General features: G+C 73.2%; 10 protein-coding genes. 2 read left to right on the forward strand and 8 right to left on the reverse strand.

Annotated features, from left to right (window positions below):
• Together scpA and AC5677_RS32590 are read right to left on the reverse strand one after the other, a co-directional pair.
• A complete protein-coding gene (gene scpA, locus AC5677_RS32585; RefSeq protein WP_497191465.1) occupies positions 1–2,223 on the reverse strand; it encodes a methylmalonyl-CoA mutase in 2,223 nt (740 codons plus the stop codon).
• The gene (locus AC5677_RS32590) at positions 2,223–4,115 is read right to left on the reverse strand and encodes a methylmalonyl-CoA mutase family protein (protein WP_497191466.1); all 1,893 of its coding nucleotides are present in this window, start codon (positions 4,113–4,115) and stop codon (positions 2,223–2,225) included. Before AC5677_RS32590 ends, scpA begins: the two co-directional genes overlap by 1 nt.
• A gap of 252 nt (positions 4,116–4,367) precedes the next feature.
• Here AC5677_RS32590 and AC5677_RS32595 point away from each other — a divergent pair, with 252 nt between their 5' ends.
• Positions 4,368–5,648, forward strand: a complete 1,281-nt coding sequence (locus AC5677_RS32595) for a DUF5005 domain-containing protein (protein ID WP_497191467.1) — start codon at positions 4,368–4,370, stop codon at positions 5,646–5,648.
• Positions 5,649–5,654: 6 nt separating this feature from the next.
• Here AC5677_RS32595 and AC5677_RS32600 read toward each other — a convergent pair whose 3' ends face one another.
• From AC5677_RS32600 to AC5677_RS32615, 4 genes are all read right to left on the reverse strand, one after another.
• Positions 5,655–6,056, reverse strand: coding sequence for a DnaJ family domain-containing protein (locus tag AC5677_RS32600; RefSeq protein WP_497191468.1), 402 nt, complete (start codon positions 6,054–6,056; stop codon positions 5,655–5,657).
• Between the two features lie 99 nt (positions 6,057–6,155).
• The gene (locus AC5677_RS32605; RefSeq protein WP_497191469.1) at positions 6,156–6,761 is read right to left on the reverse strand and encodes a hypothetical protein; all 606 of its coding nucleotides are present in this window, start codon (positions 6,759–6,761) and stop codon (positions 6,156–6,158) included.
• Complete coding sequence (locus tag AC5677_RS32610) at positions 6,758–8,269, reverse strand: ATP-binding protein (protein ID WP_497191470.1); 1,512 nt, start codon at positions 8,267–8,269, stop codon at positions 6,758–6,760. The genes AC5677_RS32605 and AC5677_RS32610 overlap by 4 nt, the downstream gene beginning before the upstream one ends.
• A gap of 17 nt (positions 8,270–8,286) precedes the next feature.
• Positions 8,287–8,994, reverse strand: a complete 708-nt coding sequence (locus tag AC5677_RS32615; protein WP_497191471.1) for a response regulator — start codon at positions 8,992–8,994, stop codon at positions 8,287–8,289.
• Positions 8,995–9,141: 147 nt separating this feature from the next.
• Between AC5677_RS32615 and AC5677_RS32620 the strand changes: the two genes are divergently transcribed.
• Entirely contained in the window at positions 9,142–9,918 is a 777-nt protein-coding gene (locus tag AC5677_RS32620) for a polysaccharide deacetylase family protein (protein ID WP_497191472.1), read from the forward strand.
• Between the two features lie 95 nt (positions 9,919–10,013).
• Here AC5677_RS32620 and ssgD read toward each other — a convergent pair whose 3' ends face one another.
• Together ssgD and AC5677_RS32630 are read right to left on the reverse strand one after the other, a co-directional pair.
• Complete coding sequence (gene ssgD, locus AC5677_RS32625; protein ID WP_497191473.1) at positions 10,014–10,427, reverse strand: spore wall synthesis regulator SsgD; 414 nt, start codon at positions 10,425–10,427, stop codon at positions 10,014–10,016.
• Positions 10,428–10,627: 200 nt separating this feature from the next.
• Positions 10,628–11,887 (reverse strand): LuxR C-terminal-related transcriptional regulator, encoded by a 1,260-nt coding sequence (locus tag AC5677_RS32630; RefSeq protein WP_497191474.1) that lies wholly within the window; start codon positions 11,885–11,887, stop codon positions 10,628–10,630.
• Between the last annotated feature and the right edge of the window lie 148 nt (positions 11,888–12,035).

The raw sequence follows: 12,035 nt of genomic DNA on the forward strand, positions 1-12,035 counted from the left end.
TCACAGCTCGTGGCCGAGGACCTGCGCCAGGTCCTTCACCAGGTCGTGGGCGGCATCGGGAATGACCGTGCCGGGCAGGAAGACCGCGGCCGCGCCCATGTCACGCAGCGGCTGGACGTCCTGCGGCGGGATCACCCCGCCCACCACGATCGTGATGTCCTCCCGGTCCTCCGCGGCCAGCGCCTCCTTCAGCGCCGGAACGAGGGTGAGATGACCGGCCGCCAGCGACGACACCCCGACGATGTGGACGTCCGCCTCCACCGCCTGGCGGGCGACCTCGGCCGGCGTCTGGAACAGCGGGCCGACATCGACGTCGAAGCCCAGGTCGGCAAAGGCCGTGGCGATCACCTTCTGGCCCCGGTCATGGCCGTCCTGGCCCATCTTGGCCACCAGGATGCGCGGCCGGCGCCCCTCGGCGCGCTCGAACTCGGCCACCAGGTCCCGGGTGCGCTCGACACCGGAGGACGGGCCCGCTTCGTCTCGGTACACACCGGAGATCGTACGGATCTGGCCCGAGTGGCGTCCGTAGACGGCCTCCAGGGCGTCGGAGATCTCCCCGACGGTCGCCATCGCCCGCGCCGCGTCCACCGCCAGCGCCAGGAGATTGCCCTCGAGTCCCTCGCCGGGACCGGACTTCGCCGCCTCCGTCAGCGCCCGCAGCGCATCCTGGCAGGCCGCCTCGTCGCGCTCCGCGCGCAGCCGCTGGAGCTTCTCGATCTGCTGGGCGCGCACCGCGGAGTTGTCGACCTTGAGGACCTCGATCTCCTCGTCCGTCTCCACCCGGTACTTGTTGACGCCGATCAACGCTTGCCGCCCGGAGTCGATCCGCGCCTGCGTACGGGCCGCGGCCTCCTCCACGCGCAGCTTGGGGATGCCCGCGTCGATGGCCTTGGCCATCCCGCCGGCCTCCTCGACCTCCTCGATGTGCTGCCAGGCCCGCCGCGCCAGATCGTGCGTGAGCTTCTCCACGTACGCGCTGCCGCCCCACGGGTCGATGACCCGGCAGGTACCCGACTCCTGCTGGAGGAAGAGCTGGGTGTTGCGCGCGATCCGGGCGGAGAAGTCGGTGGGCAGCGCCAGCGCCTCGTCGAGGGCGTTGGTGTGCAGCGACTGGGTGTGGCCCTGCGTCGCCGCCATCGCCTCCACACAGGTGCGGGTGACGTTGTTGAACACGTCCTGCGCCGTCAGCGACCAGCCCGACGTCTGCGAATGGGTGCGCAGCGAAAGGGACTTGGGGTTCTTCGGGTCGAAACGCTGGACCAGGCGCGCCCACAGCAGCCGGGCCGCCCGCAGCTTCGCGATCTCCATGAAGAAGTTCATGCCGATCGCCCAGAAGAACGACAGCCGCGGCGCGAAGGAGTCCACGTCCATACCGGCCGCGATGCCCGCGCGCAGATACTCCACGCCGTCGGCGAGGGTGTACGCCAGCTCCAGGTCGGCCGTCGCACCCGCCTCCTGGATGTGATAGCCGGAGATCGAGATGGAGTTGTAGCGCGGCATCTTCTGCGAGGTGTACGCGAAGATGTCGGAGATGATCCGCATCGAGGGCTGCGGCGGATAGATGTAGGTGTTGCGGACCATGAACTCCTTGAGGATGTCGTTCTGAATGGTCCCGGCCAGCTTCTCGGGCGGTACGCCCTGCTCCTCGGCGGCCACGATGTAGAGGGCGAGCACGGGCAGCACCGCGCCGTTCATCGTCATCGACACGGTCATCTTGTCCAGCGGGATGCCCTCGAAGAGCTGCCGCATGTCGTAGATCGAGTCGATGGCGACGCCCGCCATGCCGACATCGCCGGTGACACGGGGGTGGTCGCTGTCGTAGCCGCGGTGCGTCGGCAGGTCGAAGGCGACGGACAGGCCCTTCTGACCGGCCGCGAGGTTGCGCCGGTAGAAGGCGTTGGACTCCTCGGCGGTGGAGAAACCGGCGTACTGGCGGATCGTCCAGGGCTGGTTGACGTACATGGTGGGGTACGGGCCGCGCAGATACGGCGTGATGCCCGGGTAGGTGCCCAGGAAGTCCAGGCCCGCCAGGTCCGCCTCGGTGTAGAGCGGCTTGACGTCGATGCCCTCCGGGGTCTCCCAGGTCAGGTCCTCGACGCCCTTGCCGGTGGCCTGCTGGACGGCGTCCGCCCACTCGCCGGCACCGGCCGAGCCGTCCGGCTGACCCAGCTCCACCGTACTGAAGTCCGGGATGGCGCCCGCCTGTTGCGTCGACTCACCCATCACGCCACCTCCATTGCGTCCAGAGCCGAGGACAGCGCCTCGACCGCATCGCAGCCCGCGAAGACGAACGCCTCCACACCGGCCGTTACGAATTCCTCCCGGCGCTCGCCGGGCTTGCCCGCCAGATGCACCCGCCGCGCCCCCGCCGCCGTCAGCGCGGCCGCCACGGCCGCCGCCTGCTCGCCGTACACCGCGTCGCTCGCACACAGACAGGCGATCCCCGCGCCGCTGCGCGCGAACGCCTCGGCCGCCGACTCCGCGTCCACGGCCTCCTGGACGGTCTCGATGCCGCCCGCCTGGAAGAGATTGGCGGCGAACGTCACCCGTGCGGTGTGCGCCGCGACCGGACCGAGCGCCGCCAGGAACACCTTCGGGCGCTCCCCGTTGGCCGCCAGATGCGCATCGGAGCGCGACCGCAGCCGCTCGTACGCATCGTCCCTGCGCACCCGCGGCAGCCCCCGGCCGCCGCCCAGCGGAGCGGGGGCCGGATCGCGGTGCACGGGCGGCTCGGCGAGATGCGGGAACTCGCTGACGCCGGTGATGGGTTCGCGGCGGCGCGCGAGGTCCTCGGAGCGCCGCTGCCAGGTTTTGGCCAGCCGCTCGCCGAGCATCCCGGAGCGCAGCGCCGCGGCCTGACCGCCCGCGGCCTCGATCTCCTGGAAGAACGCCCAGGCCGCCTGCGCCAGTTCGTCGGTGAGCCGCTCCACGTACCACGAGCCGCCCGCCGGGTCGATCACCTTGGACAGGTGCGACTCCTCCAGCAGTACGGACTGGGTGTTACGGGCGATCCGGCGGGCGAACGCATCGGGCAGCCCCAGCGCCGCGTCGAACGGCAGCACCGTCACCGCGTCCGCGCCGCCGACACCCGCGGACAGCCCGGCGACGGTGGTGCGCAGCATGTTCACCCAGGGATCGCGACGGGTCATCATCACCGTGGAGGTGACCGCGTGCTGGCGCTGCGCGGCCGCCTCCGGCGCCGCCCCGCACACCTCGGCGACCCGCGCCCACAGCCGTCGGGCGGCGCGCAGCTTCGCGATGGTCAGGAACTGGTCGGCGGTGGCGGCGTAGCGGAACTCCAGCTGCCGGCAGGCGTCTTCGACGCTCAGCCCGGCGGCGGTCAGCTCCCGCAGATAGGCGACGCCGGTGGCCAGCGAGGCGCCCAGTTCCTCAGCGGTCGAGCCACCCGCCTCGTGGTACGGCAGCGCGTCCACGGCCAGCGCCCGCAGGCCGGGCGTCCCGGCGGTGCAGCGCTCCGCGAGCCGGGCGGCGGCCGCCAACTGGACGCGCAGCGGGCCGTCGTCGCCGGTTCGGGCCAGCAGGCCGAGCGGATCGGCGCCCAGGTTGCCGGACGCCTCGGACAGCGGCACCTGGGAGGCCTCGTACAGCCGCAGCAGTTCCTCTGCGGCCGCGGTGAAGTCGGCGCCGGGATCCAGGACCACGGCGGCCAGATCCAGATAGACGCCGCGCAGCGCCTGCGGCAGCCCGGTCACCGGGATCCCGCCGTCCCCGACGGTCAGCCACAGCGAGGTGACACCGTTCTCCAGGTCGGCGAGGACGGATTCATTGGCGCGCTCGGGGTCGGTGTACACATGGCGCTGGCGTACGTCCCACCCGGCGACGGCCGTGCCCTCGGGGCGGCCGGCCCGTACGAAGGGCGGGAAGCCGGGCCGGCCGGCGGCGGGCGAGGCGTCCTCGGCGGTGTACAGCGGACGGATACGGATGCCGTCCTGTACATCGGTGGCGAGCGCGTCCTCGGCGGCGGCACCGGCGGCATCCGCCCACTTCGGGACGCCCGATTTGCGCAGCACGCCTTCGACGAGGCGCTGCCACTGCGCTCGTTCCACGTCCGGGAATGCGGCGGCCAGGGGGAGTTCGGGGGACTCGGCGGTCATGGCAGCAGGCTAGGCGAACGACCGTTAGCCGGAGCAGGGGCTCCCGCTGTGACCTTGCACTCTTTGGCCTGGCGTTTGTCCGTATTCGGGCCGACATCACGCACCCGCCGCACGGACATCCGGCCGCACCCGCGCCGGGACCGATCGGCGGCGCGGGGCTGCCGGGCGGTGATCGTCCCGTTCTGTACCGTGGACGCGGCACCCTCCCCCGCGCTCGGAAAAGGGAAGCAGGGGGACCCCCGGAGGAGCGCGATGCCCAGGCCGCCGATCACCCGCACCATGACCGCCGCCGCCCTGCTCCTGACCGCCGCCCTGCTCCTGTGGGTCCTGCCGCGGGCCGCCGCCCCCGACGCCGGCGCGGCCTGCACCGGCCGCCGGATCGCCTCCTGGTCCGCCGACGACGGACACACCGCCGCCTTCGCCCGCTACGGCGACGACAACACCCGCGTCGACGACTGGACCGGCGGCGACGGCACCCACTCGGTGCGACTGCCCGACGGCCGCGTCCTCTGGCTCTTCTCCGACACCTTCCTGGACCGGGTGCAGCCGCCGCCCAACCCCGCGGGGCAGCCCTACCCCTGGCGGACCGCCGACCGCGGCGGCACCCCCTACCTCCGGCACAACTCCGCGGTCGTGACGTCCCGTTCGGGCCGCCCGGAGCGCACCCTGACCGGCGGCACGGCGGCCGCGCCCGGCCCCCTCTTCCCGGACCCCGCGGGCGGCGGCTGGCGCTGGCCGGTCCATGCGAGCGTGGAACCGCGTACGCCGGGCGCCCGGGAAAAGGTGGTCCGCGTACTGCTGTGGAACCGCGCCCCCGGAACCGGACCCTGGATCTTCGGCGTCCCGCGCACCACCGAGGTCGCCACGCTCTCGCTGCCCGGCCTGCACCTGGAGGGCATCACCCAGGCCGTGGACGCCACCTCCGTCGCGGACCCGGGGCGCCGCGTCCTGTACGGGACCGCGGCGGTCACCGACGGCGGCTGGACCTATGTCTTCGGTGGCGACGACCCGCCGTCGTCGCCCGCCTCCAGCGCCTATCTCGCCCGTGTCCCGGCGGGGCGGCTCGCCGATCGCGCCCGCTGGCGGTTCTGGGACGGCGCCCACTGGCAGCGGCGGGCCGAACGGGCCGCGCCGGTGCTGCGGGCGGCCGGGCGGCGCGGCGTCGGCAGCGCCTTCAGCGTGGTCCGCGCGGGCGGGACCGGGGGAGCCTGGATGCTGTTCACCATGGACACCGGGGGCGGCGGCACGGCGGGGATGCGGACGATCACCGGCTACTGGTCCTGCTCGCCCCGCGGCCCCTGGCACGGCCCGGCCGGCCGGATCACCCCGCCCCGCCCCGCCGACGCCGAGCCGCAGTACGTGGCCGCGTACAACCCCCAGGCGCACCCCGAATTCACCGCGTCCGGACGGCTGCTGCTCAGCTACGACATCAACCGGCTCGGCCCGGGGCCGGCGGACCCGCACGTCAACGGGAACGTGGCGCTCTACCGGCCGCGGTTCCTGCGGGTGCGGCTGGCGCCGGTCACCCGGTGAGGGCGCTCAACTCCCGTGATTCTCCCGCCAGTTGCGGGCCACCTCGTCGATGTCGAAGGGCTTCAGCCGGAGCGGCGGGCCTTCCGGCGGCATCCGCAGGGCTTCGCGGATCCGTTCGTTGACGTCCGTCAGGATGCGGCGCAGGGCCGCCTCGCTGGGGGCGTGCGACGCCGCCTCCAGCGCATCCTCGGCCTCCTTGCGCAGCGCCAGCGACGGCGGCAGATACGAGAGGTTCTCGCGGCGCATCTTGTCCTTGATCCACCACTGCTCGTCGTACGACCGGTCCAGGCCGGGCAGCGGCTTGCCCACGCCGGCCAGATCCGCGAAGTCGCCGCGCTCGGTGGCCTCGCGGATCTGCTTGTCCACCCAGCTCTCGAAGGAGACGCCAGGGGGTTTGCGCTCGGTCATCGCGTACGCCTCCCGGGGTGTGGGGCCGTCCGGTCCGCGCGGCCGCTCGCGCGGGCGCCCGCCTTCAGGCTAACGCGCCGGTCCCGCAGCGGGGGAGCCTCAGCCGGAGGGCCGCGGCACGGCGGTGTTCGGGCTCGGCTGGACCACCGGGAAGGCGTTGTTGCCGCCGCAGACCATGGGGCCGACGCGGACGCCGTCGCCCACCACCGTGACGGTGACCTCGCCCGGCTGCTTGTCCCCCGGGACGCGGGCGTTGGCCGCCGTGCACACCAGCTGGTTCAGCGAGGCGGACTCCAGCAGCTTGGCGTTCATCGGCAGGGTCAGGACGACGGTGCCGCGGCCGGTGGTGGCGGTCAGCCGCCCGGGGAACTTCGGCAGCACGCTGGACAGGCCGCGCTGGCGTTCGGCGTGGTTGGGGCCGGCCATCAGCATCTCGATCGCGTCCTGGGGACCGACCGGTGCCTTGGCGCGGCGGGTCGCCGAGCGCAGCCCGTTCGGGCCGTAGAAGAACAGCTGGACATCGGCGGCCGGCTGGCCGGGGGACTTCAGGCCGGTGGCGGGCTCACCGGCGTCGATCGCGTCGGTGGGGGCGATACCGCAGGCGGTCAGCGCGCCCGCCAGCGCACCGGCCAGCAGGCCGCCCGTCAGGCCGGCCACCAGGATCCGCCGGGCCCGCGTGCCGAGCGCGGTGGTCGGGGCGTTCATGCGTCGTCCTCCTTCCCGGCCGCGGGGCCGGTGGCACCGGGGCCGTCGTCCGCGCCGGTCCGCCCGGCGGCCCGTTCGAGCGGCAGATCCACGGTGAAGACCGCGCCGCCCTCGGGGGAGTTGGCGGCGCTCAGGGTGCCGCCGTGCAGCCGTACGTTCTCCAGCGCGATGGCCAGCCCCAGGCCGCTGCCCTCCGACCGGGCGCGCGCCGAGTCGGCCTTGTAGAAGCGGTCGAAGACATGCGGCAGCACCTCGGGGTCGATGCCGGGGCCGCTGTCGGCGATCTCGATCAGCAGCCGGTCCGCGCCCGGCTGCGGGGCGTGCAGCATCACCCGGACCGGCTCGCCGCCGTGGTGCAGGGCGTTGCCCACCAGGTTGGCGACCACCACGTCCAGCCGCCGCGGGTCGAGCCGGGCCCGTACGTCCGGCGGCAGTTCGGCCGTCACCCGCTGCTGCCAGGCCCTGGCCTGCAGCGTCTTGCGGATGGTCTCGGCGACGTCCACCTCGTCCAGATGCAGCGCCGCGGCCCCCGCGTCGAACCGCGAGACCTCCATCAGGTCCTCCACCATCCGCGCCAGCTTCCCGGTCTCCTGGCTGATCAGCCGGACCGCGGAGGCGGTGTCGGGGTCGAGGGACTCGGCATCCTCGTCCAGGACGTCGGTGACCGCGGTCATCGCCGCCAGCGGCGTGCGCAGCTCGTGCGAGACATCGGCGGCGAACCGCCGGGAGTTGGCCTCCAGCCGGCGCAGCTCCGCGACGCTCGCCTCCAGCTCGGCGGCCATGTCGTTGAAATTCCGGGACAGATCGGCGAGTTCGTCGGTGCCCTTGACCTCCAGCCGGGTGTCCAGCTCGCCCTTGGCCAGCCGCCCGGCTGCCTGCCGCAGCCGCCGTACGGGACGCAGCACCCCGCGCGCGGCGAGCAGCGCCGGGATCACCGCCAGCGCCAGCACCGGCAGCGCGCCGCCGCGCGCCGCGTCCACCAGCGCCTCGACATTGGCCTCCTCGGCGCTCAGCGGCAGCTGGGCGTAGATGGTCAGGTCGGAGGCGTCGCCGTCGGACTGCCGTACCGGCATGCCGATCAGCAGCCAGGGATCGCCGTTGCGGTCGACGCGCTGGAAGACCGGCACATGGCGCTTCTCCACCGACTCCCGCAGGCCTGCCGGGACCATCACACCGCCCCGCAGCGCGCTGTCCTCGCTGTCCGGGACGCCGCTGTAGTGCACCGAGATGTCCCAGTCCCGGGAGGTGCCCGAGCGCTCCAGCTGCACCCGGAAGAAGTCCAGGTCCGACTGGGACGGCGGCACCGGCAGCTCCGGCGCCAGCGAATTGATCTGCGCCCGCAGGTCGTTGACGGCGATGTCCTGGGAGCGCTGGAGGATGGCGTTGCGGGCCTCGCGGTAGGTCAGGCTCGCGGTGGTCAGCGCGCTCACGGCGGCCACCAGCACGAACGCCACGACCAGCCGGGCACGCAGGCCGCGCAGCCGGGTGGGCACCAGACGGGTGGGCACCCAGCGGCCCAGGCGGCTCACAGCGGCCCGAAGCGGTAGCCGAAGCCACGCACGGTCTGGACGTAGCGGGGGCTGCGCGGGGTGTCCTCTATCTTCGTCCGCAGCCGCATCACACAGGCGTCGACCAGCCGGGCATCGCCGTGGTAGCTGTGCTCCCAGACGTGCTCCAGCAGCTGCTGGCGGCTGAAGACCTGCCCCGGGGTGGCCGACAGGAACAGCAGCAGCTTCATCTCCGAGGGGGCCAGCGCCAGATCCTGACCGCCCTTGCCGACCACCAGACCGGCCCGGTCGATGGCCAGTGCCCCGTACGTCTCGACGGGCGCCGGGCCGGGCTCCGCAGCGGCCGTTTCGCCGTTGGCGGGCAGTGCCGTACGACGCAGCACCGCGCGGATCCGCGCCTCCAGGACCTCGCCCCGGGCGGGTTTGACGATGTAGTCGTCCGCGCCGGCCTCCAGCCCGAGCACCACGTCCAGATCGTCGCCGCGGGCGGTGAGCATGATGATCGGCAGCTGCCGGTCGGCGCGGATCAGCCGGCACACCTCGAAGCCGTCCTTGCCGGGGAGCATCAGGTCCAGCAGGACGATGTCCGGGCGGAAGCCCGGCAGCACATCGAGCCCTTCTTCGCCGCTGGCCGCGGCCGCCACCTCGTGGCCGCGCCGCCGTAGTGCGAGGGTCACTCCGTCCCGTACGGCGGCGTCGTCCTCGATCAGAAGTACACGTGGCATGGCTCCAGTATCAATAAGTTTCATGATGGATCCGTAACAGGAGCAGCCTGTCCCCCCTCCCCTGCATCTGTCGTGGTGAAAGGCGGTGCGTGCGGCGGCACCGCCCTCGCTAGGCACACGACCATCGGGTGAGGGACGGGGATTCACATGGCAGGGCGCTTCGGCAAGCAGGGCGGGATCATAGGAATGGTCGCGGCGGCGGCCGTGTCGCTGTCCGTGGCGGGGCTGCTCGCGTTCGCCCAGCCCGGGGCCACCGTGAAGGCCAGCGCCGATACCCTCGACGGCGGCAAGCAGGGCCGGCAGCCGGCCCGGACCGCGCCCGTGAAGTCGTCGATCGTGCACGCCTCGGACCGCCCCGGCCGCAGCCTCAACATCACCATCGACGACGGCCCGGACCCGGTCTGGACCCCGAAGGTGCTGGAAGTCCTCGAGAAGCACGACGTCAAGGCCACCTTCTGCATGATCGGCCCGCAGGCCGCGGCGCACCCCGACATCGTCAAGCAGGTGGTGGCCGCCGGACACAAGCTCTGCAACCACACCGTCAGCCACAACACCGGCATGGACCACCGCCCGCAGAGCTACCAGTCGCAGGAGATCCTCGACGCCCAGAAGATGATCGAGAAGGCCGCGGGCGGAGCCAGGGTCGAGTACTACCGCGCCCCCGGCGGCGCCTTCACCCCCTACAGCCGTCAGCTCGCCGCCGACCACGGCATGCGCCCGCTGGGCTGGAACGTCGACAGCAAGGACTTCGAGAGCGGCAGCGTGGAGACGATCGAGTCGACGGTGCGCGGCGAACTCTCCAACGGGCCGACGGTGCTCTTCCACGACGGCGGCGGCAACCGCGCCAGGACCGTCGAGTCGCTGGACCGGCTGCTGCCGTGGATGGTGCAGCAGGGCTACGGATTCGGCTTCCCGCAGCGCTAGCCGGGCCGTCCGGGGCGGCCCACGCGCCGCCCCGGACCCCGTCGGCCCGGACCGCTCCGGATCCGGTGGGCCGGGCCGCCCCGGAACCCGTGGGCTCAGGCCGCCCCGAACAGCTCCGCCAGGCCGCGCTCGACGGCGCTCTGCGCCAGCTCCTGGCCGGCCGGCACGGCCGCGTACGAGCGCGCCAGGAACAGCCGCAGGTCCGCGGTCTTCATCTGCACCATCGCGACGCCCTCGTCCGCGTGGAACTCCATCACCGTGCGGTCCGGACCGTAGGGCCGTATCCGCACGTCGCCCCGCCCGGCGGGCCCACGCAGCCCCTCGTCCAGCAGCTCACGGGCGAACGCCCAGTCCACCGCGGCCCCGTCCAGCGAGATCTCCGGCGGGAAGGACATCCGTACGGCGAGCGGGTCGTCGGGCCGGTACTGCAGCACGGCGGGTACCGCCTGCGGGCCGGGAGCGGTCGCGATGAGACGGACTCGGACGGCGTGGTCGATGACGCTGGACATCGCGGCTGCTCCCTCACGGCTGTCGGTCCTGGACGGGGCCTGGCTCGGCTCGTTCAGTTCGTTCATTAGGACGGCGGGCCGGCGGTTGCCGTGCACGCGCCGGCGGGAGATGTCTGTGTGATCTGCGTCATATTGGGCGCGGGGTTGCGGGGTTGCGGGGCGGGCCGCCGCCGGGACGGCCCGCGCGGCGGCCGTGGCGCCTACGCCACCGTGTGGAACAGCGCCGCCGCCGCGCCCCGCGACTCCACCCCCAGCTTGGTCAGGATGTTCGCGACATGGAACTTCACCGTCGACTGGCTGATGTGCAGCTCCTCCGCGATCATCCGGTTGCGGTGGCCGAGCGCCAGCCGGGCCAGCACCTGCAACTCCCGCTCGCCCAGCGCGGTCAGCGGATCCGCCACCGGATCCTGGGAGGCGCTCAGCGGGATCGTCGCGGAGACCGTGGACCCCCACCCGGGCACCGCGTCGATGTCCAGCCGTCCGTTCAGCACTTCGAGCCGGTCCCGCAGCAGACGGGGGGAGAGGGCGCACGAGGTGAGGGTGCCGGGCCCGTCGTCGCGCACCGTCATACGCAGTTCGCCGTCCGCGATCGCCCAGCCGATGTGCACCCGGCTCACCGCCTCCTGCTCCAGCACCTTCAGCAGCACCGCCCGGACCGTCGCCCGCGCCGTGTGCGCCACATCGGCGGGCAGCGTCCGCGTCGAGTCCGGCGCGCCCAGCTCCAGCCGTACGGAGCTGTAGCGCACCAGCGGCCGCAGCGAGTCGGCGAGCCGGGCGAACGCCTGCCCGGCCGGCTCCTCGGCGATCTCCTGGTCCCGCTCGGCGTCCGCGCGCAGCGTCACCAGCGCCGAGACGGCCAGATCCGTGGCGGTGGCGCGCGCCACCGCATCGTCCAGGCTCCGGCTGCGCAGCACCCCCAGCAGCCCCGTGAGCGCGGCCGAGTACCCCTCGCCCAGCTCGGCGATCACCCGGGCCCGGGTCCCGGCGGCGGTCCGCGAACGGGCCAGCGCCCCGGGCATGGCCTCGGTCGCCAGCCGGTCGAAGTGGCTGGTCACCACGTCCCACAGCGCCTGCACGAGGGCCAGCGCCGACGCATCGGCCGGTGCGTCGGCCGCCTCCCGCACCAGCAGCAGAACCGCCCCCCGAGGCGTCGCATGGCTGGTCACGGCGAGCACCTGTCGCTCGGCCCCGGCGAGGTCGAGCGTGCCCTGCCAGGGCAGGCCGGGCGTGCCCGAGGCGAGCAGCGGAGCCAGGTCGGCGGTGGTGAGCCGGTCGATGATCTCCGGGGCGCCGTGCGTCTTGAACGGGGAATGCGCGCAGTGCGTGGACAGTTCCGCCGCCGCCAGATGCGGGACCGACTCGGCCAGGACCGAGGAGAGCTTGGGCAGGATCTCCCCCAGCGGCTGGCGGATCACCTCATAGGCGGCGGTCAGGGCGGGCACGGCTCCGGTCAGCTCCATGCCGCAGAGCCTAATCAGGGACGCCGGGGCGGCGGCCGGCCTTTCGGCCAGGTGGGACTGTCCCGATGGCCGGGCGGTGCGCCGCGCCCCACCGGCCAGGATGGGGGGCGTCAACCACCGCTTCCAGCACATCGAACGGGGAAACCGC

This window comes from Streptomyces sp. JLSY215 (assembly GCF_059682825.1).

Bases quoted from the DNA above. Each gene is read 5' to 3' on its own strand.
- scpA (WP_497191465.1), bottom strand. From the start codon at position 2,223: ATGGGTGAGTCGACGCAACAGGCGGGCGCCATCCCGGACTTCAGTACG.
- AC5677_RS32590 (WP_497191466.1), bottom strand. From the start codon at position 4,115: ATGACCGCCGAGTCCCCCGAACTCCCCCTGGCCGCCGCATTCCCGGAC.
- AC5677_RS32595 (WP_497191467.1), top strand. From the start codon at position 4,368: ATGCCCAGGCCGCCGATCACCCGCACCATGACCGCCGCCGCCCTGCTC.
- AC5677_RS32600 (WP_497191468.1), bottom strand. From the start codon at position 6,056: ATGACCGAGCGCAAACCCCCTGGCGTCTCCTTCGAGAGCTGGGTGGAC.
- AC5677_RS32605 (WP_497191469.1), bottom strand. From the start codon at position 6,761: ATGAACGCCCCGACCACCGCGCTCGGCACGCGGGCCCGGCGGATCCTG.
- AC5677_RS32615 (WP_497191471.1), bottom strand. From the start codon at position 8,994: ATGCCACGTGTACTTCTGATCGAGGACGACGCCGCCGTACGGGACGGA.
- AC5677_RS32620 (WP_497191472.1), top strand. From the start codon at position 9,142: ATGGCAGGGCGCTTCGGCAAGCAGGGCGGGATCATAGGAATGGTCGCG.
- ssgD (WP_497191473.1), bottom strand. From the start codon at position 10,427: ATGTCCAGCGTCATCGACCACGCCGTCCGAGTCCGTCTCATCGCGACC.
- AC5677_RS32630 (WP_497191474.1), bottom strand. From the start codon at position 11,887: ATGGAGCTGACCGGAGCCGTGCCCGCCCTGACCGCCGCCTATGAGGTG.